The 24,898-nt window shown below is 40.6% G+C and carries 22 protein-coding genes; 14 read left to right on the top strand and 8 right to left on the bottom strand.

Translation table 11 applies throughout. The annotated features are described in order from the left end of the window. Positions 1-107 precede the first annotated feature (107 nt). Together AC1M89_RS06110 and AC1M89_RS06115 are read left to right on the top strand one after the other, a co-directional pair. Complete coding sequence (locus AC1M89_RS06110; RefSeq protein WP_481614045.1) at positions 108-857, top strand: ion channel protein Tsx; 750 nt, start codon at positions 108-110, stop codon at positions 855-857. Positions 858-952: 95 nt separating this feature from the next. Continuing rightward, entirely contained in the window at positions 953-1,459 is a 507-nt protein-coding gene (locus AC1M89_RS06115) for a GNAT family N-acetyltransferase (protein WP_092766530.1), read from the top strand. 32 nt (positions 1,460-1,491) lie between these two features. On the opposite strand, the gene hpxO is transcribed toward AC1M89_RS06115, so the two are convergent. Continuing rightward, entirely contained in the window at positions 1,492-2,649 is a 1,158-nt protein-coding gene (hpxO, locus tag AC1M89_RS06120) for an FAD-dependent urate hydroxylase HpxO (RefSeq protein ID WP_481591962.1), read from the bottom strand. A gap of 212 nt (positions 2,650-2,861) precedes the next feature. Here hpxO and alc point away from each other — a divergent pair, with 212 nt between their 5' ends. After that, positions 2,862-3,869, top strand: a complete 1,008-nt coding sequence (alc, locus tag AC1M89_RS06125; protein ID WP_481591963.1) for an allantoicase — start codon at positions 2,862-2,864, stop codon at positions 3,867-3,869. A 92-nt stretch (positions 3,870-3,961) separates the two neighbouring features. Next, the gene (locus AC1M89_RS06130) at positions 3,962-4,459 is read left to right on the top strand and encodes an ureidoglycolate lyase (protein WP_481591964.1); all 498 of its coding nucleotides are present in this window, start codon (positions 3,962-3,964) and stop codon (positions 4,457-4,459) included. Positions 4,460-4,527: 68 nt separating this feature from the next. Here AC1M89_RS06130 and AC1M89_RS06135 read toward each other — a convergent pair whose 3' ends face one another. The 3 genes from AC1M89_RS06135 to AC1M89_RS06145 all read right to left on the bottom strand — a co-directional run bounded on the left by AC1M89_RS06135 (position 4,528) and on the right by AC1M89_RS06145 (position 9,438). Next, positions 4,528-4,929, bottom strand: coding sequence for a nuclear transport factor 2 family protein (locus AC1M89_RS06135; protein WP_481591965.1), 402 nt, complete (start codon positions 4,927-4,929; stop codon positions 4,528-4,530). 108 nt (positions 4,930-5,037) lie between these two features. Continuing rightward, positions 5,038-5,958, bottom strand: a complete 921-nt coding sequence (locus tag AC1M89_RS06140; RefSeq protein ID WP_481591966.1) for a response regulator — start codon at positions 5,956-5,958, stop codon at positions 5,038-5,040. A gap of 3 nt (positions 5,959-5,961) precedes the next feature. Further along, positions 5,962-9,438, bottom strand: a complete 3,477-nt coding sequence (locus tag AC1M89_RS06145; RefSeq protein WP_481592018.1) for a hybrid sensor histidine kinase/response regulator — start codon at positions 9,436-9,438, stop codon at positions 5,962-5,964. 202 nt (positions 9,439-9,640) lie between these two features. Between AC1M89_RS06145 and urtA the strand changes: the two genes are divergently transcribed. The 9 genes from urtA to AC1M89_RS06190 all read left to right on the top strand — a co-directional run bounded on the left by urtA (position 9,641) and on the right by AC1M89_RS06190 (position 18,575). After that, positions 9,641-10,879, top strand: coding sequence for an urea ABC transporter substrate-binding protein (gene urtA / locus AC1M89_RS06150; protein ID WP_179999684.1), 1,239 nt, complete (start codon positions 9,641-9,643; stop codon positions 10,877-10,879). A gap of 79 nt (positions 10,880-10,958) precedes the next feature. Continuing rightward, positions 10,959-11,879 (top strand): urea ABC transporter permease subunit UrtB, encoded by a 921-nt coding sequence (gene urtB, locus AC1M89_RS06155; protein ID WP_035264743.1) that lies wholly within the window; start codon positions 10,959-10,961, stop codon positions 11,877-11,879. Between the two features lie 19 nt (positions 11,880-11,898). Beyond that, positions 11,899-13,065 carry an urea ABC transporter permease subunit UrtC gene (gene urtC, locus AC1M89_RS06160; RefSeq protein WP_481590162.1) on the top strand — a complete coding sequence of 389 codons (1,167 nt, stop codon included), beginning with the start codon at positions 11,899-11,901 and terminating at the stop codon, positions 13,063-13,065. Further along, the gene (gene urtD / locus AC1M89_RS06165) at positions 13,062-13,820 is read left to right on the top strand and encodes an urea ABC transporter ATP-binding protein UrtD (protein ID WP_481591967.1); all 759 of its coding nucleotides are present in this window, start codon (positions 13,062-13,064) and stop codon (positions 13,818-13,820) included. Before urtC ends, urtD begins: the two co-directional genes overlap by 4 nt. A gap of 9 nt (positions 13,821-13,829) precedes the next feature. Next, a complete protein-coding gene (gene urtE / locus AC1M89_RS06170) occupies positions 13,830-14,528 on the top strand; it encodes an urea ABC transporter ATP-binding subunit UrtE (protein WP_035264750.1) in 699 nt (232 codons plus the stop codon). 213 nt (positions 14,529-14,741) lie between these two features. Next, positions 14,742-15,785 carry an aliphatic amidase gene (locus AC1M89_RS06175; protein ID WP_035264753.1) on the top strand — a complete coding sequence of 348 codons (1,044 nt, stop codon included), beginning with the start codon at positions 14,742-14,744 and terminating at the stop codon, positions 15,783-15,785. A 38-nt stretch (positions 15,786-15,823) separates the two neighbouring features. Further along, the gene (locus AC1M89_RS06180; protein WP_051586508.1) at positions 15,824-16,939 is read left to right on the top strand and encodes an AAA family ATPase; all 1,116 of its coding nucleotides are present in this window, start codon (positions 15,824-15,826) and stop codon (positions 16,937-16,939) included. A gap of 39 nt (positions 16,940-16,978) precedes the next feature. Continuing rightward, complete coding sequence (gene fmdA, locus AC1M89_RS06185; RefSeq protein ID WP_092766540.1) at positions 16,979-18,157, top strand: formamidase; 1,179 nt, start codon at positions 16,979-16,981, stop codon at positions 18,155-18,157. Between the two features lie 121 nt (positions 18,158-18,278). Beyond that, entirely contained in the window at positions 18,279-18,575 is a 297-nt protein-coding gene (locus tag AC1M89_RS06190; protein ID WP_481591968.1) for an FmdB family zinc ribbon protein, read from the top strand. Positions 18,576-18,619: 44 nt separating this feature from the next. Here the strand turns inward: AC1M89_RS06190 and parE are convergent, their stop codons facing one another. Both parE and AC1M89_RS06200 read right to left on the bottom strand, forming a co-directional pair. Continuing rightward, positions 18,620-20,500 carry a DNA topoisomerase IV subunit B gene (gene parE, locus AC1M89_RS06195; RefSeq protein ID WP_481591969.1) on the bottom strand — a complete coding sequence of 627 codons (1,881 nt, stop codon included), beginning with the start codon at positions 20,498-20,500 and terminating at the stop codon, positions 18,620-18,622. Positions 20,501-20,514: 14 nt separating this feature from the next. Beyond that, the gene (locus AC1M89_RS06200; RefSeq protein WP_035264764.1) at positions 20,515-21,099 is read right to left on the bottom strand and encodes a YqiA/YcfP family alpha/beta fold hydrolase; all 585 of its coding nucleotides are present in this window, start codon (positions 21,097-21,099) and stop codon (positions 20,515-20,517) included. A 248-nt stretch (positions 21,100-21,347) separates the two neighbouring features. Here AC1M89_RS06200 and AC1M89_RS06205 point away from each other — a divergent pair, with 248 nt between their 5' ends. Then, positions 21,348-22,679 carry a PGAP1-like alpha/beta domain-containing protein gene (locus AC1M89_RS06205; RefSeq protein ID WP_092766543.1) on the top strand — a complete coding sequence of 444 codons (1,332 nt, stop codon included), beginning with the start codon at positions 21,348-21,350 and terminating at the stop codon, positions 22,677-22,679. A 43-nt stretch (positions 22,680-22,722) separates the two neighbouring features. Here AC1M89_RS06205 and AC1M89_RS06210 read toward each other — a convergent pair whose 3' ends face one another. Next, positions 22,723-23,223 (bottom strand): disulfide bond formation protein B, encoded by a 501-nt coding sequence (locus tag AC1M89_RS06210; protein ID WP_092766544.1) that lies wholly within the window; start codon positions 23,221-23,223, stop codon positions 22,723-22,725. Positions 23,224-23,241: 18 nt separating this feature from the next. Beyond that, positions 23,242-24,819 carry a glutamate--cysteine ligase gene (gene gshA, locus AC1M89_RS06215; protein WP_481591970.1) on the bottom strand — a complete coding sequence of 526 codons (1,578 nt, stop codon included), beginning with the start codon at positions 24,817-24,819 and terminating at the stop codon, positions 23,242-23,244. Positions 24,820-24,898: the final 79 nt, after the last annotated feature.

The raw sequence follows: 24,898 nt of genomic DNA on the forward strand, positions 1-24,898 counted from the left end.
TATCAATGCCTGCATACGTGGGCATTAATTTTTCCTTTCATCCAATTTTGGCTTTATTTTTGCAAAAGAATCGTTATTCTGTTACCGCTTTCTCTGGGGATTCTTTTATGAAACTTAATCAAATCGCAGCACTTTGCGCATTAGCTTCTACAGCAGCGTTTACTCAAGCAAGTCCAATTGTTTGGCAAGATTTCAGCCTAACTGGTCTTTATGGCGATAACTACCTAAACCCTTTCTCTCAACAAGAAGGTGAACGCTATACCATCACTGCTGAATATGCTGCAAAGCTTAAGTACTCGGATGTTTTCTTTTTCGTCGATCAACAATGGGGCGGAAAAGATGGCGATTCAACTTACCTTGAATTAGCTCCACGATTAAGTTTAAGTGAAGTTTCTGGCCAAAAACTAAGCGCTGGTCCAATCAAAGATGTATTGATTGCAACGACTTGGGAACACAACGCTGGTTATAACAACAATACTGAGTTCAATAACTTCTTGTATGGCGTAGGCTTTGCTTTAGATATTCCTTACACGCAATATGCAAATATTAACTTCTATCGAGTTGACAATGACTTGACTGAAGATGACTACCAAATGACGATCACTTACGCTGTTCCATTCAAGCTAGGCAATGAAGAATTCTTGGCAGATGCATTCCTTGATTGGTCTACAAATGAAGGTCCTGGTCATGCGAGTGAATTGAACTGGACAAGCCAATATAAATGGAATATTGGTAAACATATCTCTCCAAAAACCAAATTGTATGTAGGTGTTGAACACTCTGTTTGGAACAATAAATTCGGTCAAAAAGGTCAAGACCAAAACGATGTAAGCGCATTGGTTAAATATCATTTCTAATTGATATTTATAATAAAAAAGCAAGACTAGTGTCTTGCTTTTTTTATGCTCAATAATCAAAATAAAGTTATAAATACTGACGATTAGAATAAAAAATGTCTTTTAAAATTCGTTTCGCAACTGAACAGGATTTAACTCAAATCCAAGATATTTACAACGATGAAATTCTGAATGGTTTTGCAACATGGAATGAGCAAGATCAAGACATTTATTATTATCAGAATTGGTATCGTCAGCATCTAATAGATCATTTCCCTATTTTTGTGGTTGAAAACGAACTCACCCAACAAATTGCAGGTTATGCTGAATACAGTACATTTAGAGCGATCAGTGGTTTTAGACAAACTGTCGAACACTCTGTGTATATTCATCCCAATTTTACACGTTTGGGTTTAGGCAAAGCTTTACTCCAACATTTAATTCAATACGCAAGCCAACATAAAATTCATGTCATGATCGCTGCTATAGATCATGAAAATTTTGCATCCATCAAATTACATGAATACTTTGGATTTAAACAAACAGGCTATTTACCTGAAGTCGGACAAAAATTTGGATCTTGGCGCAATCTCGTCTTATTCCAACTGAATCTAAATACTTAAAAAGGGCATTTAGCCCTTTTAGTTAAAATTTTTTAATCCAAAGGATTTCCAACAATATTACTGATAATACCTTTCATAATATGAGGTCCTTGTTCTTTTCTTAAGTCCTCATACCATTCACGAGTAATCGATTCGTCTTTCATATGCGTCACATCACAACGTTTACGCGCTCTCAATACCATTTCAGCAGTGCGTTCATTACGTTTGTTTTGATAACGTCTTAAAGCATCCTGAATTCCCAGTGTATTAATCTGTAATGCCCGAGCCAAATAAATGGCATCTTCCATCGCTTGGCAACCGCCCTGCCCAATATCAGGTGTTGTACTATGTGCTGCATCGCCAACAATCACAACTCGCCCTTTATAGAAATCTGCAAATGGTTCTATATCATGGATTTCAACACGATTGGTTCGCTGTTCATCAATAGAATCAATCAAAGTTTGTACTGGCGGACACCAACCGTCAAAATATTGTTTCAATAATTTTTTATATTGAGTACGATCATTTTCCAAACCTAATTCAAGTGGTACATCAAAGAAGAAATAAAAACGATTACCTGCGACTGGCATTAAAGAAGCTCGCTTCCCTTCTCCCACAAAGGTGGTCCACTGATCAGCAGGTGCCAGCGACTCAGAAATTTCGACCAACCCATTCCAATTCACATAACCGGCATAACGACGCTCAACTTGCTCACCTAAAACATAGGCACGCGTGATCGAATGAGTGCCATCCGCGCCGACCAATAAATCCGTGGTGATTTCTGTTCCGTCAGCAAAATGGATTTTGACGTCATCACCTTGATCCTCAAGTCCGATCAATTTTTTTGCAAGATGAATATCTTCACGCCCAAACTCATCCATCAACATATTTTGTAATTCAGCGCGAGAAACTGGATAAGGTCGCTGCCCAACTTCTTCAATCAACGGATATAAATTAAATTGCGTCATGACATCACCCGTGAGCCCATCGACATAAGCAAGGTGATCCATTTTCCCACCAAGTTGAGCGACTTGATCCGTGAGTCCTAGATAGTTCAAACATTTCACACCATTTGACCACAATGAAATCGCAGCACCCACGGGTAAAATTTTTTCAGTTTGTTCATATATTGAAACTTGATGACCAAATTTCTTCAGCGCAATTCCGGTCGTTAATCCTGCCATTCCGGCACCAATAATGGTGATATTCATTTTTACTTCCACAATTTTTTTTGCTTTAACCCACTGCTTAAAGCGAAAAACGTGCCATTTCCACCAATATAGCGCTACATAAGTGCAAGGTTGGCACATGCTGTGCATTCTTTTTAAAGCCCTTAAGCAGATGCGACATAACAACGCATTACGATTCTAAGAATGCATTCTTTTGATAAGAATCAAGTTTTAAAGCAATAATGGAAGATGACATGGCAACACTATTGGCACCGGAATTTGAAATCCCTACTCCTTTACAGCAACTTACTAACCTTGCAGATGCCCGAATTGGTGCAAAAGTCACAACATGTTCTGATGATTTTTTTGCTGAAGCTCAACGTATGCTTCAGTTTGATGCGCCTATCTTTGTAGAAGGTAAATTTGATGATCATGGCAAGTGGATGGATGGATGGGAAACCCGTCGTAAACGTCACAGTGGTTATGATTGGGCGATTGTTCAGTTAGGTGTTGCAGGTAAAATTAAAGCACTCGATATTGATACCACTTTTTTTAGTGGTAATTATCCCGCTTCTGCTTCAGTAGAAGGGTGTTATGCACCAAATGAAAACTTAGATGATGCTGAATGGCACCAAATTTTACCAAATAGTATATTGGGACCAAGTCAGCACCATGTCTTTGAAGTTTCAATGAATCAGATCTTTACCCATCTTCGTTTAAATATTTTTCCAGATGGGGGTATCGCACGATTCCGCGTATATGGTGAAGTCAGCGTTAAAATCCAAGATCAAAGCCAAACCCTCGACCTGCTTGCACTTGAAAATGGTGGACGTGTTATTGCCTATAGTGATGCACACTTCGGACATCCACGTAATCTGATCAATCCAGGACGTGGGATTAATATGGGTGATGGTTGGGAAACCGCACGCCGTCGTGCACCCGGTTTCGACTGGTGTATTTTAGCTTTAGGGCAAGCTGGTCACATTGAAAAGATCGAGATTGATACAGCCCACTTTAAAGGAAATTATCCTGCTGAAGTGTCCATTCAAGCCATTTATATAGAAGATGCAACGGATCCTCAATTGATTCCACAAAGTATGTTTTGGCCTTTCTTATTAGATGCTCAACCAATGCAAATGGATCACATTCATAACTTTGTAAATGAAGTATTGGGACACGAAAAAATTTCTCATATTCGGGTGAATATGATTCCTGATGGAGGGATTAGCCGTATACGCCTCTGGGGTAAAGTAAATCCTTAGTTGAGCATTTGTTACTTTTAAAGTGATCTTATTTTGACTGCATTTTCGACACAATTCTAAATTGAAAATGCAGTATCTTTTTAGCGAATTTTATGATGCATACCATTACCCTACAACCTTTAACCTCCGAAAATTTTGCACCTTTTGGTGACGTCATTGCTTGCCAAGGAAATGATTATTTTCATATTAACGATGCGCATACAGAGCGCTATCATGCTTTAGTGACCACTGAAATTATTGGCGATGCCAAAGCCGGGATTAGTATTTTTCGAAATATTCAAAGTACCAATATTCCGTTCAAAATTTCGATGCTTGAACGTCATCCTCATGGATCACAAGCTTTCATCCCGATGCAGGGACAAAAGTTTTTAGTAGTGGTTGCACCAAACTTAAATGCGGATCAGCCCGATATTTCAAACCTACAAGCTTTTATAACCAATGGCTCTCAAGGTGTAAACTATCGGGCAGGGACTTGGCATCATCCACTTTTAACATTGGAAAGCCCGAGTGATTTTGCGGTGGTGGATCGGATTGGCAGTGGATCTAATTGTGATGTGTTTAAGTTTGATCAAATTGAAATATCATATTGAATCTGGTGCTTATGCATCTCAATTATGCAGATCATGAGACCATCTAATTTTATGTCCATCTTTGACTATTATTTTACAACTAGGTAATCATTGTCATTCACCGATGTCGCATATTCTTCCATTCTTGAAATCAGTCCATTTTCAATGGTGTACTCTTGTACCCATTTTTGCTCAAATTCACCATCTTGACCATCAATCGTAAATTTTTCACGTCCAAAAACCACCACTTTGTTACCTTCTTTGACCATACGTAAAATATCAAAGTATGCGACATGCATGGTTGTGAAATTGGTATTGAAGAACTGTTCTACACCCGTTTTTCCTTCAAATCGAATTGAAGGCAGTTTTTGTGAGCCATGGTGAGTCCATACCGTATCCTCAGTTACTGTTGCAACAGCAGCCTGTAAATCTTGAGACCTAAATGCCTCAAACATTTGGTCTATGATTTGAAGTGAATTGATCATACTCATTTTATTTACTCTTTTTATCTTAGGATAAAAAGAGGTTAATGAAGGGAGAGTGAAAGATCACTATCAGCTGGTATAGCGATTTAAAGATTTTGCTAGAAACGATGAGTTCTATACGACTGCTTGATTTTGACAAGCTGACATCACATGTAACACCGCAGCAGTTCTCGTTTCCACAAACAGCTTCTCAAAAACGTGCTCTAAATGTTTATTGACGGTGCGTGGACTCAACTCCAAAATTTCTGCAATATCTCGGTTGGTTTTGCCAAGTGTTACCCAATGCATAACTTCAGCTTCACGTGGTGTTAAATTCGGACAAGCTTGAGCGATCTCTTCAACACTTGGCATGTGTGTTTGCTCTTTGAGCTGAACCAAAACATGTTTAGGTAATTGTCCTTCTTTCAACTTGGTTAATAAATTTAATTGTAATTGCTGATGCCCATGACCATATTGACCATGTAGCATTTCTTCTTGATTCGATTGCTGGAAAAGTGCTTTTAACCAATGATTTATACTCTTTCTAAAATGAGTAATATCAATTCCATGTTGCGTTAATAAACCTTGCACTACAGGTGTCTGCCAAATAATTTCCCCATCCATATCCATCGACAAAATTGCACTGCCTGTTGCATCGAGCATTTGTTTCTGTTGGTGCATTAAACGGGCTTGCAGTAAATGCGTTTTGACACGTGCTTGTACTTCATCGATATTCAGTGGCTTTGTCACATAATCTACGCCGCCGACTTGAAAGCCTTTTACAATATGTTCGGTTTCCGTCAAACCCGTCATAAATATGACAGGGATGTGCTCAGTCATTGGACTCGCTTTAAGCTGGATACAGGTTTCAAAACCATCAATCTCAGGCATACTCCCATCCAATAAAATCATATCTGGCTGTGAACGGTGCGCAATTTCAATAGCAGTAAAACCATTGGTAGCAACTAAGACCTGATAGCCTGCTTGATCAAGACTCTCATGTAATAAACTTAGATTTTCAGGAATATCATCCACAATTAAAATGCTTTCTAACATAGCTTAACTCCCTTCCAAATCAGATCTGATATCAGATAGGTGCTCGTGTAATCGTTGTAATGCACGTTGGGTATCGAAGCGTTGAATATCAAATTCTATGTGTTGCCATATAGAAGGATCACAGACATTGCGTTTCTTGCAAATTTCGAGGATCTCTTTGGCTCCACGGATATAACCAATACTCAAATAATCTTCTAGTTTGATTAGCGCTTGTTCTGGTGCTACATCATCCTCATCAATCACGCTGACAGATAAAGCGTTACTATCATAGTGTAAGGGTTCAACCTGTTTTTGAGGTTCTTCTGCGACTTGAGTTGGCTCATTCTGATGAACCCAGTTCAAGCCTAATTTATCTCCAATTTTGTTCAGTAGCAGATTTAAGTCCACGGGTTTGACCAGAAAGTCTTCATTCAATACATCGGTTTCAGGGTTCTGCATTCGTTCATTGGCATCTGCGGAAATAATGATGATGGGAACATTGGTCATTTTATTATTTCTCAATAATTTCGCAGTTTCCCACCCTCCCATCAAAGGCATACTCAAATCCATTAAAATTAAATCTGGTCGAAATTCAGGGACTTTTCTTAGACATTGCAATCCCGATTCTGCTTCTTCAAGAATAAAGCCGAGAGGTTTAAGGAAATTTAAAACTAGTCCACGATCAGTTGCTTCATTGTCTACGACCAATATTTTACGGCGATGTCCCGTATAGCCAGATACTGTATTCGATGCGACATCAGCAATCGGATGAATGACCGACTTTGAAGGTAAATATAGTTTTATTTTAAAAATTGAACCGTTTTTTAACGTACTGCTTACCTTTAACTCCCCACCGAGAATATCCACCAATAGTTTAACAATTGGTAAACCCAAACCTGTTCCAGCAAAGCTCCCTTGTACAACATTTTGTCCGCGCTCAAAAGGCTGGAATATTCGCTCTAGATCTGCTTGAGCAATCCCGCATCCCGTATCATGAATTTCAAAATATGCCGTCTGAAAGCGATAATCTACTCGAAATTTCACCTCTCCTTCGAGCGTAAATTTCAAAGCATTTCCCATTAAATTGATAAGGATCTGTTCAAGTCTTTTTTTATCTATACGTACGTATTGTGGTATTTTTTCACTAATTTCGACCGTAAATTTCAGTTGTTTTTGTTGGAATTGTGGCTCAAACATATTCACGATTTGTTGGAGAAACTTCGGAAATTCAATATTCGACATTTCTAAAGAAATTTTACCTGTTTCAATCCTTGCAAGATCAAGTAAACCATCAATCAAGGACGTTAAATGCTGCCCACTACGACGAATCACGCCCAGCGCAGCTTTTCCTTGTTCAGAGAGTTGTTCTTGTTTATTGAGTAACTGGCTATATCCTAAAATACTATTTAGAGGTGTTCTCAGTTCATGACTAATCCCAACAACATAACGACTTTTGGCCTCATTGGCTTTTTCAGCTTGAGTTCGTGCATCTTGTAATTGCCGATCTGTAATTTTATGCGCTTCAATTTCGTCCATGAGCAGTTGTGTTTGCATATTACTTTCAAGCTGAGCTTGTCGGCGACTTTCATCATTGAGTACCAACCACCATGCTGCAACACATAACAGTAAAAATAATACGGCATAAATTTTCACAAATAGCATCAGCAACTCATGCTGTTGAGTTGATCCAAATACTGTGCCGAATTTACTCAGTTCTTGTAAATAAACCAGACTTAAACTGACTGCCAAAACCACACTCAGAACAAAGATCATCAAAATATAAAGACTCAATCTAGTATTGATGTATCTCAACCATTGGCGCGGTAGAAACCAAACTGCAAAATGCTTAAGTTGTGCAGACCACCGTGCATGAGGCTTACATAAATCATGGCAACGAGCTTCTAAGGTACAGCATAAAGAACAAATCATATTGTTATAAGCAGGACAAGTCGCCATGTCAGCCATTTCATACTCATGCTCACAAACCACACATCGTTGTGTCTCTATTGGTTTTAATGATTTATCTTCATGACGTGCGATGTAGTATTTGCCACGAGTAAAATAAGCAAGCATTGGGACACAGATGATAGCTGAACCTAAAGCAATAAATCCTGCTAAGGATTTTGCGATATCACCAAATAATCCCCAGTAGCATAAAATCGACAATAAGGATGCAATACATAAACTGCCAACACCGACTGGATTAATGTCATAGAGGTAAGCACGCCTAAACTCAATTCCTTTCGGGCTCAGCCCCAATGGCTTACAGATGACGAGATCAGCAACGATGGCACCCACCCATGCCAAGGCCACATTACTATAAAGCCCTAATACACGCTCCACCGCATGGATGACACCCAGCTCCATCAACAATAGCGCAATAAAAATATTGAATACTAACCAGACCACACGTCCGGGATGACTGTGCGTTAAGCGTGCAAAGAAATTAGACCATGCCAATGAGCCAGCATAAGCGTTGGTTACGTTGATCTTTAACTGTGCGATACACACAAACATGACTGTAAGAAATAATGCAGCACCAGGATGCTCAATCACTTGTTGGTAGGCGATCCAATATAGATAATTCGGATTGCTTAACTCATGATTCGGTACCATAAATTTAAGGGCGAGTACCATTAAAATCATGCCCATAAAAATTTTAATGAATCCCACCAATATCCATGCAGGACCGCCTAAAAATACCGCCCAATTCCATTTCTTTTGAGCATTTTTTTTGTCTGGCAAAAATCTTAAATAATCAGCTTGTTCACCAATCTGCGTAATCAGCGCAAACAAAACAGTGCAAGATGCGCCAAAAAAAGCCAAATTGAATCCTGCACTTTGACTTTGCGCGCCTTCTATTAGGGCAACTTCAGAGAGCAGAGTCGGATGCTTCACCAAAACAAAGCACCATGGTAGTAATAATAAAAAAATCCATAATGGTTGGGTAAACGCTTGTACTTTATTAATAAATCCTATGCCTTTGATCACTAGGGGCAGAATAATAAGCGCAGAAATTAAATAACCTAGACTCAGCGGCACACCTAAACCAAGCTCAAGCGCCAAAGCCATGATAGCGGCTTCAAAAGCAAAGAAGATGAAAGTAAAACTGGCGTAAATGACTGAAGTTATAGATGAGCCGATATAGCCAAAGCCTGCGCCCCGTGTAAGTAGGTCAATATCAACATTGTATTTGGCCGCGTAATATCCAATAGGCCAACTGGTCAAAAAGATAATAATTGAAACGACCACTAAGGCCCAGAATGCATTGCTAAAGCCATATTGCCATAACATGGTTGCACCAAGCGCTTCCATCGCTAGAAAACTGACTGCTGCAAGCGCTGTATTGGTCACCGTCCAAAGGGACCACCGTCTTACTGACCTCGGTGCGTAGCGTAGTGCATAGTCTTCAATACTCTCATCAACCACCCAAGTATTGTATTTACGGCGTGTATGAATCACCCGTTGCGGTGCTTGAGGAGTATTGCTAGATGAAACCATAAAGCTAGGCAATTTAAATAGACCCTTACAGTTAGCAAAATCTATGCCCAGCTTAACTTTCATCAAAAAACATTTTGAGGAACATCGATATACGTAAAGTGACGTATATGCTCATTTTTTAACACCCCTTAGGCTTAAGTCCATAGCAAGCGCAAACAATAAATCGCGCAATGGCCTTATCCACTTCATCAGGGGAACATCAATGACCTTAAAATCTAAAGTTAAAACATCTGGCTTACTCGCAGGACTACTCGCTGTTCCTTTTTTACTGGCACCTGTCTTGACCACTGCGAGTGCTCCAGCGACAGCAAAAGTAAATACAACCAAACTTAACGTAAATGATAAATTCGTCTATGTCGGTCAGCTTCATTCAGCGACGGGAACGATGGCAATCTCTGAAACAGGGGCCATCCAAGCAGAACGCTTAGCCATTGAGCAGATCAACAAACAAGGTGGTGTATTAGGTCGTCAGATTAAAATTGTTCAAGAAGATGGTGCGTCTGACTGGCCAACTTTCGCTGAGAAAGCCCGAAAATTAACTGAAAAGGATCGTGTTGCAGCAATTTTTGGTTGCTGGACTTCAGCTTCTCGTAAAGCCGTATTACCTATTATTGAACGAAATAATTCGCTTCTGTATTACCCAACATTCTATGAAGGTCTAGAACAATCTAAAAATGTGATTTATACCGGTCAAGAAGCTACACAACAGGTGCTTGAGTCTCTGAATTGGCTTGCACGTGAGAAAAAAGCCAAAACATTCTATTTAATCGGTTCTGACTATATTTGGCCACGTACCACCATGAAAATTGCCCGTACACACATTGAAAAAGTGTTGAAAGGTAAAGTCGTCGGTGAAGAATACTACCCGCTTGGCCATACGCAATTTGGTTCTTTAATTAACAAAACCAAACTTCGTAAACCAGATGCAATTGTCGCTGCCGTGGTAGGTGGATCAAACGTTTCATTCTACAAGCAAATGAAAGCTGCAGGCGTGACTGGCGATAAGCAAACACTGCTCACCTTCTCTGTGACAGAAGATGAATTACTGGGTATTGGTGGCGAAAATATGAAGGGCTTCTACTCTTCAATGAAATATTTCCAAAGTCTAAATAATCCAAGTAACGCAGCTTTCGTAAAAGCATTTAAAGCGAAATACGGTCCTAAAGCAGTAATTGGTGATGTGACTCAAGCCGCTTATCTTGGTCCGTGGTTATGGAAAGCCGCAGTTGAAAAAGCTGGTAGTTTTGATGTTGCCAAAGTGACCAAAGCCTCTCCAGGCATCGAAATGAAAAATGCGCCTGAAGGTTACGTGAAAATTGATGCCAATCATCATTTATGGAGCAAATCACGTATTGCACAAGTGCAAACCAATGGTCAATTCAAAGTGGTCTACGAATCAAAAGGTTTAATCAAGCCTAATCCATTCCCTAAAGGCTACTAATCGACAGCACATGATCAGGAGAGACCTCTCCTGATCTTTTCATTTCAAACCTATTATTTAAAGCTTGGAGGATGAGGCGATGGATTTATCTTTAGCTGACTTCGGTGCAATATTTGCGATGCAAGGCTTTAATGGTCTTTCTGTTTTCTGTGTGCTGTTGTTAATGGCACTGGGCCTTGCAATTATTTTTGGGCAAATGGGTGTCATCAATATGGCACATGGTGAATTCCTCACAATAGGCGCGTATACCACATTTGTCATTTCAACCTTGACTGAAAGCTATTTTCCTCAATTGCTTCCTTATTATTTTATTGTAGCGATTGTGGCAGCTTTTCTGACAGCAGGCATTATCGGCTATATGGTCGAACGGCTCATGATTAGTCGGCTTTATCAGCGGCCACTCGATACTTTGCTTGCAACTTGGGGCTTGAGCTTAATCATGCAACAAGTGTTTCGCTCTACATTTGGTCCCAAAGAAGTGAGTCCAACACTACCTGATTGGCTTATGGGCTCTTATCAACCGACAGAGACGATTGATATTCCTATTAATGGCTTATTCCTTGTCGGTGTCACACTCACCGTGACTGCTTTTGTCTATTTCCTTATCTATCGTTCTCGCTGGGGCTTACAGCTTCGTGCGACAAACCAAAACCGTTTCATGAGTGGTGCCGTTGGTATTAATACAAAGCGTGTGGACAGTCTAACATTCGCATTAGGTTGTGGTTTGGCCGGTATTGCTGGTGCGGCGTTTACGACAATTGGCTCAACTGGTCCAACTGCAGGCTCTCTCTATATCGTAGACACGTTCTTGGTTGTGGTGTTTGGTGGAGCTGCAAGTCTATTAGGCACTATCGCTTCGGCTTTCAGTATTGCACAAGCCCAATCAATCCTAGAGTTCTTCCTGTCAGGCTCTGTTGCCAAAGTCATTACCTTAGCGACGGTCATCATCATTTTGATGTTACGTCCTCAAGGTTTGTTCTCAATCAAAGTTCGTAAATAGGTATTCAGGAGAGATTGATATGAGTAATCCAATGAATGCCTTGTTAGGCGGTAAAGAAGGTGCGATTGGACTGGCTATATTGGCAGTACTGATCCTATTTGTAATGCCCATGTTTTTAGATGTTTTCCGTCTCAATTTAATGGGTAAATATCTTACGTTTGCTTTTGTCGCGATTGGTTTAGTGCTGTGCTGGGGTTACGGCGGCATTTTAAGTTTAGGTCAGGGTATTTTCTTTGGGATCGGTGGCTACTGTATGGCCATGTTCCTCAAACTTGAAGCTTCTGACATGCAATCCACAGCAGCTCAAACCACACCCGGTATTCCTGATTTTATGGACTGGAACCAAATTACCAGCCTACCAATGTTCTGGGAACCATTCCATAGTTTCACATTTACCCTATTCGCGATTGTAATTATTCCAATTTTATTGGCTTTTATTATTGGTTTTGCAATGTTTACTCGTCGTGTAGGAGACGTGTATTTCTCTATCATCATGCAAGCGATTGTGGCGATTTTGACAATTTTGATTATTGGTCAACAAGGCTTTACTGGTGGTATCAACGGTATTACTGATCTCAAAACATTACATGGCTGGGACATCCGTACGGATGAAGCAAAGTACGTTTTGTATTACATCAATGCATTATTACTCATTGCAGTCATCATGATCAGTCGCTTTGTTCTCAGCTCAAAGTTAGGTCGCTTACTTTCTGCAATGCGTGAAAAAGAAGAACGTGTACGTTTTTCTGGCTATGACGTTTCAATGTACAAAGTCTTTATCTTCTGCTTTGCGGCAGTCGTTTCTTCCGTCGGTGGGGCAATGTTTACACTGCAAGTCGGCTTCATGTCTCCAACGATTATTGGCATCGTCCCATCTATTGAAATGGTGATCTTGGCTGCAGTAGGCGGACGTTTATCACTGATTGGAGCTGTATATGGTGCAGTTTTAGTTAACCTCGGTAAAACTTACTTCTCTGAAGCATTCCCTGAAGTATGGTTGTACTTCCTTGGTGCATTGTTCATAGGCGTTGTGATGTTCTTACCGAATGGTTTAGCTGGCTTATATGAAAAATATGTTCGCCCACTTATCTTCAAAGATAAAAAAACAACGGCTTCGCCTATCCCCCATCAACCCACGGAGTCCAAAAAAGATAGCAATATTGAAGTAGAAGGAGGTGTGAAATGAGTAAAGTCGGCGTAGAAATGGCAAAACCTGTACTTGTTATCGAAGATCTCACAGTCTCGTTTGATGGCTTTAAAGCCGTCAGCGATCTCAACTTCTATCTCGATAAAAACGAAGTTCACGTGGTGATCGGCCCTAATGGTGCAGGTAAAACAACAGTATTGGATTTGATTTGCGGTAAAACTAAAGCAACTTCTGGCACGATCAAATTTAATGATATTGAACTGACTAAGCTCAAAGAGTTCGAAATCGTTCGTAAAGGTGTCGGTCGTAAATTTCAAAATCCCAATATTTACGAAAACCTTTCAGTCTATGACAACCTCGAAATGTCTTTCCCACGTGGTCGTAATGTGTTTGGGGCTTTGTTCTTTAAGCGAACCAAAGATGTCAAAGAGCGTATCCAAGAAGTCGCTTCAAAAATTTTCCTCACTGATTTATTACACACCTCCGCAGGCCTATTGTCTCATGGACAAAAACAATGGCTTGAAATAGGGATGTTGCTTATGCAAGACCCCGAGTTGTTAATGCTGGATGAACCTGTGGCAGGCATGAGTGTTTCTGAGCGCGAACAGACAGCACAACTGCTTCGTGAAATCAGTAAAGGACGCTCAGTCCTCGTGATTGAGCACGATATGGAGTTTGTAAAAACCATTGCAGATAAAGTGACAGTATTGCACCAAGGGAAAATCCTCGCAGCAGGAAAAATGGATGATGTGCAAAGTGATCCAAAAGTCATTGAAGTCTATCTCGGACACTAAGGAGACCTTATGAGCGGATTATTAGAAATTAGTTCTTTGTGTTCAGGTTATAAACAAAGCCAAGTCATTCATGATCTAGAACTTAAAATTCAACCCAAAGAAATTGTGGCGATTATGGGTCGAAATGGGATGGGAAAAACCACACTGTTTAAAACCCTTATCGGTGATATTAAAAATACTCAAGGCGAAATCAAGCTCGATGGTAAAAACTTAGAAAAGCTTGACCCGTATCAACGTGTAGAAAATGGTGTTGCTTATGTTCCTCAAGGTCGTATGATTTTCTCAACCATGTCTGTTCTAGAGAATATTCAAACAGGTCTCCCTGCGTCTGCCCATGGCAAAGTACCTGACGATCTGTATGAGCTTTTCCCTGTACTTTGGGATATGCGTAAACGCAAAGGGGGAAATTTATCTGGTGGACAACAGCAACAATTGGCAATTGCACGTGCACTCGCCACCAATCCCAAAGTATTGCTGCTCGATGAACCTACCGAGGGAATCCAGCCCTCGATTATTAAAGATATTGCGAAAACGCTAAAAGAAATTCGCGATCAACGAGACCTCACTATCGTGGTCTCCGAGCAAGTACTGAGCTTTACTATGGCGATGGCAGATCGCTTCTTGGTCATCGATAAAGGCCGTTTTGCTTATGAAGATGTCAGAGCGAATGTCGATGAAGCGACCATTAGCAAATATCTTTCAGTTTAAAGCACGTCATCTCATCAATTCTTAATTTGGCATCTCCCTCGATTTTTCGGGGGATTTTTTTTGACCATTTGTTGGAGTGGTATTGTTATTTCGATCTAAAGACTCATTCAAAATATCGCTTCATATACGCAATTCACCGTATTTTGCATCGATCAATTTCACGAGAAACTCCTTACATAGATTTTAATTTTAAAGATATGGGGAGTAAGTTGAATGCGTCACGGTGATATCTCAAGTAGTCCAAATACAGTAGGTGTAGCAGTAGTGAACTATAAAATTCCACGCTTGCACACCAAAGCAGAAGTACTTGAGAATGCAAAAAAAATTGCTGAAATGTTGAAAGGAATTAAACAAGGTATTCCAGGTATGGATCTCATTGTTTTTCCTGAATACAGCACCATGGGCATTATGTATGATCATGATGAAATGATGGCAACGGCAGCCACAATCCCAGGTGATGAAACGGCAATTTTCTCTCAAGCTTGTATTGAAGCAAATGTTTGGGGCGTATTCTCAATTACTGGGGAACAGCACGAAGAACACCCGCATAAAGTGCCATATAACACCTTAGTGCTCATCAATAACAAAGGTGAAATCGTTCAAAAATATCGCAAGATTATTCCATGGTGCCCAATTGAAGGCTGGTGCCCTGGAGATACGACTTATGTGACAGAGGGCCCTAAAGGCATCAAAATGTCACTCATTATCTGTGACGACGGTAATTACCCTGAAATTTGGCGCGACTGTGCGATGAAAGGTGCTGAACTTGTGGTGCGATGCCAAGGTTATATGTACCCGGCTGATGAACAGCAAATCAATATGGCCAAATGTATGGCTTGGGCAAATAACGTTTATGTCGCTGTTGCCAATTGTACTGGTTTTGATGGGGTATATACCTACTTTGGACATTCGGCAGTGGTCGGCTTTGACGGACGTACATTAGGTGAATGTGGTACGGAAGAAAATGGTATCCAATACGCACAGTTATCACTCACAGAAATACGTGATGCACGTAAATACGATCAATCACAAAACCACTTGTTCAAGCTGCTACACCGTGGCTATACAGGCGTATACAACAATGGTGATGGTGATAAAGGGGTTGCCGATTGTCCATTCGACTTCTACAAGACATGGGTCTTAGACGCACAAAAAGCACAGGAAAATGTTGAGCAGTTTACGCGTTCAACCATTGGCGTTGCAGAGTGCCCAATTGGCAACTTACCTCACGAAGGGTTAGAGAAAGAAGCTTCTTAAAGAAGCTTCGTCCGACTTGATTGCAGGAGGTTTCGAACATGACATTTGCCAGTGACCGTATACATGCCAATCAGGAAAGTTTGGCAAAACAACGCTATGACATGCAAAGCAAGGAATGTATTGCACGTACTTCCCGATTCAGTTTTGAACCAGATGCCGTGATGACCCATCTACGTGAACATATTATTGGACAAGAAGCCGCACTTGATGAAATTGAAAATATGCTCACCACAGTGAAAGCAGATTTTAACGCAGCTCATCGTCCTTTAAGTGTCACACTGATGTTAGGTCCTACCGGTGTAGGAAAAACTGAAACAGTCCGCCTCATTGCTGAAGCGATACACGGTAAAGCTGATGCATTCTGTCGAATTGATATGAATACATTGGCACAAGAGCATTATGCAGCCGCCCTGACAGGTGCCCCACCAGGCTATGTCGGCTCTAAAGAAGGAAATACTTTATTCGATGAAGCCCTGATTCAAGGGAGTTTCTCCAAACCTGGCATTGTTCTCTTTGATGAAATTGAAAAAGCCAGTACTGAAGTCATTCGAGGGCTACTCAATGTGCTTGAAACAGGAACTTTAAAATTAACTGCGGGTACAAAGGTTTTAGACTTTAAAAACTGCATGATTTTTATGACGAGTAATGTGGGTGCCAAAGATGCTCAAAAGCGTCTGAAACAACTCAGTCAATTACCAAAACCACTCCAGAATTTAGCCAAGCATTTGAAATTAGATGACAGTGAAATCACGACAAAAGCACTCGATAAAAAGTTTGATCCTGAGTTTCTAAATCGAATTGAGCGAATCTTACATTATCAGCCAGTTGAATCTGATTTTGCTGCAACCTTAGTCCAACTCGAAATTGACAAAATGAACCAACGTCTAAAAAAGCAAAGTCGAACCATTGCTTTGACCGATGCTGCCATTCGATTCCTGAGTTCAGGACATGATGTTCGATTTGGTGCTCGGGGTTTAAGCCGTCGTTTTAAAGTGTTAGTTGAACCTGCACTCGCGAAAGCTTTTCTAAACAACAAGCACATTAGTGAATTCATCATCGATTACGACAATACGAAGCTTCAAATTCAGATGATTGAGCCTGCAGTGAAACAACTTGATCCGTTACTGATACACGAAGCATCACAACAACACTGAGACCTAAACTTTATTTGACCTCAATACAGGGGATACATTATGCAACATATTAAAATCAAACCAGGAGTTCCACTTGCGGAGCAAGCCGAAATTGGTCACAACCGTTGGCACCCAGACTTACCTTTTCTGACATCAGTAAAACCTGGTGAAGAAATTCTGATTGAAAGTTTGGATTTCCTTGACGCACAAATTAAAGATACTGACGATATTTCTGATGTTAAAAATGTGGATTTAACACGTGCTCATCCTTTAACAGGTCCATTCTATGTTGAAGGTGCAGAACCAGGTGATTTGTTGGTCATTGATCTACTAGACATTCAACCGATTTCTGATGTGGGTTTTTCGGGTGTTTTTGCCAAGGAAAATGGTGGTGGCTTCTTGGCGGACTATTTCCCAGAGGCAGATAAAGCCATTTGGGATTTGAAAGGTTTATTTGCAACTTCACGTCATATCCCTGGTGTACGTATTGCAGGATTAAAACATCCTGGCTTGATGGGAACTCTACCATCACATGATTTACTGAAAGAATGGAATCGCCGTGAAGCATTGCTCGTTCCTAAAGGTCAGGCAAACCCTCCTGATCCACGTACAGCCGTTCTGCGTGGTGTGAAAGGTCCAGAATTTGATCGTATGGCGGCTGAAGCTGCACGCACAGTTCCTCCACGTGAACATGGGGGTAACACAGACATTAAAGACCTTGCTGCAGGAAGCCGTATTTACTTCCCTGTTTATCAAAAAGGTGCTGGCTTCTCAATGGGCGACCTCCACTTCTCACAAGGTGACGGTGAAATTGGTTTCTGTGGTGCGATTGAAATGGATGGCGTTACACGTGTCGGTTTCGATTTAATCAAAGGTGGAATGGAAAAATACAATATTGATTCACCTATCTTTGTTCCAAGCAATGTACGTCCAAATTATGATCAATGGCTGACTTTCGAAGGGATCAGTGTTGAAGATGGTGTAAATCACTATCTCGATGCGACAGTGGCTTACCGCCAAGCATGTTTAAAAGCTATTAAGTATCTTGAAAACTTTGGCTTTACTGGGTCACAAGCCTACATGTTACTTACCGCTGCACCGGTTGAAGGTCGTATCGGAGGTATTGTAGATATTCCAAACTGTGCATGTACCGTCTCACTCCCAACCTCCATTTTTGAACAAAATATCTTGCCGCAAGGTGCTTTAAATGACGATAAATTTTGGGGGCATAAACGCTAATTAGCGCATTATTGTTATTACAGGTTTCACCATTTTACGGGGTAGCTTGAGTAAGCATGCGAGCTACCTCCTTTTTAACTTTTAAACATGCGCATGCTTAAAAATAAGTAGGAGCACGACCATGCCATTATACGATTTCCGCTGTGATCACTGCGAAGGAATTTTTGAACAACGTGTGCCTATTTCTAGGATTGCAACTGACACCATCGAATGTAAATACTGCCAACAACAAACCTTAGCAAAACCGATGATAACTGGCAGACAACAAATCAACATGAAGACCAAATGGCGCCCAGGGTCAGGCGCAGAACAACTTGCAGGACCTTTAGTCGGCGGTCCAGGTACCAATAAAAATAGTGCGCGCAGTTCAGTGCTACACAATTGTCGTGGTGTGAATTGTTCACTCTGTGAAGTATAAAAAAGCCCGCAGATGCGGGCTTTAATGCTCGTGTCTACGGACAATTAAACGACTAATTCAGCTAAGTTGCCTTTTTGTTCCAACCATTCTTTACGATCACTTGCGCGTTTCTTGGCTAATAATTTATCTAATAAACCTGAAGTAAAATGCACATCATCCAAATCTAGTTGCACCAAACGACGAGTATTGGGATCCAATGTTGTTTCACGGAGCTGACTTGCATTCATCTCACCCAAACCTTTAAATCGTGTGATTTGTGGGGATTTAGTTTTGGCTTTTTTCAATATGCCTTCTAATTCTGCTTCATCAAGCGCGTAATGCACATCTTTACCGTCATCAATACGGAATAAAGGTGGCATCGCAACAAATAAGTGCCCTGCTTCAACTAGACTTGGGAAGTGCTTCACAAATAATGCACATAGCAAAGTCGCAATATGTAATCCATCTGAGTCTGCATCGGCAAGAATACAGATCTTGCCATAGCGAAGTTCAGACAAATCATCAGAACCCGGATCGACTCCTATTGCGATTGCAATATTATGAACCTCTTGAGAAGCAAGTACTTCATCTGAAGAGACTTCCCAAGTGTTTAAAATTTTTCCGCGGATCGGCATAATCGCTTGGAAATTCTTATCACGCGCCTGTTTAGCAGATCCTCCAGCAGAATCACCTTCCACAATAAATAGTTCTGACTCTTCCAAACTATGTCCCACACAATCAGATAATTTGCCTGGTAAAGTTGGACCTGAAACGATTTTTTTGCGCTCAACTTTCTTCGCTGCTTTTAAACGACGTCCCGCTTTTGAAATCGCCATTTCAGCCAATTGCATTGCAATTTCAGAGTTTTGATTCAACCATAAGGCAAAAGCATCTTTGGCGATGTTCTGTACAATCCCAGAGGCTTCACGACTTGAAAGACGCTCTTTGGTTTGACCTGAAAATTGTGGCTCTTGAAATTTCAAAGACAGAATATAGTTCACGCCATCCCACACATCTTCCGCTGAAAGCTTCATATTACGTGGTAAGAGATTACGTAACTCACAGAACTCACGGATCGCATCCGTCACACCTGAACGAAGACCATTCACATGTGTGCCACCTTGCGCCGTTGGAATCAAGTTCACATAAGATTCTTGAATGCTCTCTCCGCCTTCAACATTCCAACAAATCGCAAACTCCGCACTGGCACGTTCCGCGTCACCTGTAGCGACAAATGCAGGCATAGGGATGATTTCACGATCTTCTAATTCATCCATCAAATAATCGACGAGACCATTTTCAAACTGCCAAGTGATTTTTTCGTCGTTAATTTCATCAACATAATTGATTTGTAAGCCAGCAGCTAATACCGCCTTCGCTTTTAAATTGTGTTTAAGTGCCTTTAATGCAAATTTAGGTGAATCAAAATATTTCGCTTCAGGCCAAAAGTGAACTGAGGTACCCGATGCACGTTTAGGGGCTTTACCTTCCAGAACTTCAAGTGGTGCCGTTGCTTCACCTTGCTCAAAGGCCATTTTGTATAAATTACCTTGGCGCTGAACTTGAACTTCCACACGTGTGGAAAGCGCATTTACAACAGAAATACCAACCCCGTGCAAACCACCAGAGAATTGATAATTATCTGTGCTGAATTTCCCACCTGCATGCAGTTTAGTCAGAATAATTTCAATGCCGCTTTGACCATATTCAGGATGAATATCAACTGGCATACCACGCCCGTTATCTTCTACTGACAATGAACCATCTTTATACACAGTCACTGTAATTTTATTCGCGTGTCCTGCCAATGCTTCATCGACCGCATTATCAATGACCTCTTGCGCCAAATGGTTTGGACGTGTGGTATCGGTATACATGCCTGGACGACGGCGTACAGGATCTAAACCAGATAAGACTTCAAGGGATTGGGCCGTATATTGAGACACGTTGAATTGTTTCCTTATTTTAAGCTGTCAGCTAAAAACTGATATACCAAGGGTATTTTATCCGCGAAATCATCCATCGCGTGATTGCCATATGTTTCTGTAATGAGGAACGCTTGATGACCATCGCAATTATAATAACGTTCCGCTTCACGATAATCCAAAACTTCATCACCTTGTTGTAACAAGACCAAGATTTTGTCTGCATCTTGCACAAACGGAACTGCCATATGCTCCAATTGATCAAGCTGAGCTTCATCTAACGACCAATTCGCAGTGACTGGATAAGGAAACTGCGCCGTTGAAAACAAGTTTCTAAATAATTTCCATGGTTGCATAGCGGGATTAATCAGTACAGCTGCGACTCCATGTTTCGCGGCAAGCTGCGTCGCATAAAATCCACCTAAACTGCTCCCAATCAAAACGACATTTGACATAGACTCGATGAGCGTCGAAATCGAAGTAATGACCTGATCAGGCGGCATATTTAAATCGGGCAAATGCACTTGTACATGTTCATGTCTTTCAAAATACTGACGAATCAGTTGCCCTTTAATCGAAAAAGGACTACTTTGAAATCCATGTAGATAGATAATATTCATGAACTGATTAATTGCATTTTCCTCAAAATTGTTCTAATTTTTATTGTGAATCAGATCACATATTTGTTTCTCTTTTGTACGATAACAAATATTGTCAGACAAAAAAATTAGAGCCGATCTGAAATCAAAGTTATCTTAAAAATTGTTCGGGATGAACAACATAAGATAAATACAAGGAATTTTATACAGTGATCATTGCTAAAAATAAAGTGTCTTTAGATGATCATGCACTATCAGGATAAGACTAGATGCCGAGTTTAACGCCACTACATGAAACCTATTGTAAATGGGATCGATCTCCTCCGAGTCAGGCCGATGTGCTTGAAGGTTTGGCACAACTGGTCAGCACTCCAATCAACCTTGCTGTTCAAAATCTCATTCAATCACTTCAACGTGAAGTGCTCTTAACCGTATTTGGTTTAAGTAAAAAAACATCAAAAGAATTTCAAAAAAAAACCTACGTTCGAAAGTTATATCAATTTTCATATGACACGCTTCTAAATTACGGAAATTATTTGGTCGCACCAGCCCTGCGCAAAATCATTGATCAATTTCCGAAACTCCATGATAAACCCCTCACGCCAAAAATGATTTTTTTGGTCAGTGCTCTTAATGGCGTGATTGGCGACTATTTACTCAAAAATCAAAATCCGTTGGCGATTACCAGTAATCTGTATGATCACTATGGAGAGTTACAACAGGGTGACCTGTCAGGTCGTGTCGTGATCTTTTGCCATGGTCTGTGCATGAATCATCTTGATTGGACCAATCGCAACTATGGCGGTATTGGTGAAAAACTGCTTGCACAACGCGACAACAACACCATGCTTTATTTGCATTACAACACTGGGCGCAGAATTTCAGCGAATGGTCGTTCGTTGGCCAATATGCTTGAAGACTTGGTAAAGCGCAATCCACGTATCACCAGCCTTGATTTAATCGGTCACAGTATGGGTGGTTTGGTTTCTCGAAGTGCTTTGTTTTATGGTAAACAAAATCTCCATCAATGGTTTCACATGGCAGAGAATTTGGTCTGCTTAGGTTCTCCACATCATGGTGCGGTTCTAGAACGTATTGGCTTTGCCGTTCAAGAAAAAATTGGACACTTTCCCATCATCAAGTTAGCCAGCCACATTGTGAATATTCGCAGTGATGGTATTTTGGATTTACGCCATGGTAGTGTCCGTGATGATGACTGGGAACACAATCACGCTCGTATTGGCATGATGGATGATAATCGTAAACCTGCACCGCTGCCTTCACATATCAATACATTCTTAGTAGCTGGAACAATTGAGTTTGAAAATCGTAAAAATCGTACACTTAAAGTCATTGGCGATTACTTAGTGAGTGTGCAAAGTGCTTTGGGTGAGCATCCAAATCCGCGATTCCAACTGAAATTGCCAGAATCACATAAAGCGGTGTTCTACGGGCTCAATCATATGGAAATTCAATACCATTCCAGTGTTGCTGAGCAAATCGTTAAATGGTTCTATCCACATCACGATGAATTAGCTGAAGAGCAAATCCGTAAATATTTAATCAAATTAGAAAGCATGGAAGGAATCGTAGAAACCTGACCATCTTCAATAAAAAAGCCAACTATTAGTTGGCTTTTTTATATTAAGCAGAATACTTTCTGAATAACTGCCAAATCGAGATGATCACCAAAATACTAAAAAATACCAAAGACCACACAGGTAAAGACTGACCTAGGAAAGTCCAGTCTACTACCGCACATTCGCCTGATCCTGACAGCACTTGTTGAAGCACTGTTTTAAGCGGCAAAGCATCTACCAAATAATCTAAACCAGGCCCACAACTTGGCACTTTATCTGGAGGTAAACTCTGCAGCCAGACATGACGTGCAGCAACACCCGCTGACCATAAAATCGATAATGTCCCTAGGAAAGCATATACTCGTTTTAAACCATTACGGACGGGATTGTGTAGAAACGCAATAAAAGAAATCAGCCCCAATCCGATCAGACCTAACCGTTGAAATACACACAATGGACAAGGTTCAAGACCTTGGACATGTTCGAGATACAACGCGAAGGCCATTCCAATCACGCTGGCTATAAACAACAGGCCACTCACCATGCGGTAATTTTGCCACTGCATATACTTTCCTCAATATTTTTATCGATATGCTTTTAGATATTCTTTAAAGCTTAAACTAGACTCTGCTTCCAACTGTTGTTGCTGCTCAAGTGATTGCACTGTAAGTTGTTCAAAATAGGTGACTTTATCCTGAGATAACACATAATTTTGATAATGATCAGCATGTTGATGCGCGAGCACACTACCTAAGCTCCAAGTACCACTATGTTTTAGTGTATCTTCTACTATTTTCGCAGAGAAGGTTTCATCCACTTCATCTACTCGTAATTGCATAATTTGCATTGCATCAGAATACAACGAGGTCGAGTGAGCTTGATCTAACGTTTCTGCTAAAGGCTGCATCTGTTTGAGATATTTATTTGCCCATGTCTCAATTTCAATTGATTGACCATTTTCAACAATGGCAGCATTTGGCGCACGTCCACGATTCACAACTTCTTGCTGGTTTTGTTCAATCACTTCAAGTTCATCATCTAGCAGTTCAGGACTGTCTTTTAATAAACAATAAAGCGCTAATACCTCAAGGAATCCTGCAGTATCTTCATTGATACCAATAGGGCTGTATGGATTCACATCTACTGCGCGTAATTCAACATACCCTACCCCACGGTTTGCTAATGCATCAGATGGTGTTTCACCAGACTGTGGTACTTGTTTAGGACGTACAAGACTATAGTATTCGTTTTCAATTTGCAGTACGTGATCATTAATTTGGATCGGCTCACCCGCTTCGTCATCTAATCCCAAACGACTGAAAGCAGCATAAGATGTTTTCACCGCCTTTTGTAAACCTGCTAAATATCCTTTCAAATCATTGTAATGAATACCTAACTCTTTCTGCGCCGAGTTTTGATATCCAAAGCGCCCCATACGCAATGCAGTGGCATATGGCAAATACAATGTTCCCTTAATTAAAGGCAATAAATGATGTTCACGACCCGTCATAAAACAACGACAGACCGATGGGCTTGCACCTATCAAAAACATAACCAATGGGGTTAAACGAATGAAATTTCGAATTAAAGCGAAATATCGATGGCTGCGATAATCCTGCAAACTGAGCTGTTTTAAAGCTTCATCTTGCTCGTTTGCTTGCAACTGCTCAAACAACGCATCAGGGAATGAAACATTGTAATGTACACCTGAAATCGTCTGCATACGACGACCATAACGTACACCTAAACCACGACGGTATAAGGTTTTGAATTTACCAATATTGGACGAGCCATATTGCGCAAGACGAATACTTTCTTCTTCATCATCCAACATACATGGCATCGACATTGGCCATAGCTTTTCACCATCTTCTAGATGTCGATGAGTGAAAGCATGAATATCTTCTAAGTAGCTTAATGCTTCAGGAATTGAAGATTGAGGAGGCGTAATAAACTCAAGTAAGGCTTCAGAATAATCTGTCGTAATATGAGGATGAGTTAACGCAGAGCCTAAACCCTTAGGATGATCTTTCTGGGAGATAAAGCCATCACTTTGCATCCTTAAGCTTTCGCGCTCAATGCCTCGTAACATACCTTTAAACACCGACGAATCCACCCAATTTGGTAAAATTGTTTCAGAGAGCGCTTCGGGTTGACTCATTACTTACTCGCTTATCTAGAAGAACGACTGAGATAAAAAATTATTGATTTATATCAAGTATACCGTGATTTATATTCCC

Source organism: Acinetobacter sp. ANC_7635, from assembly GCF_056779945.1.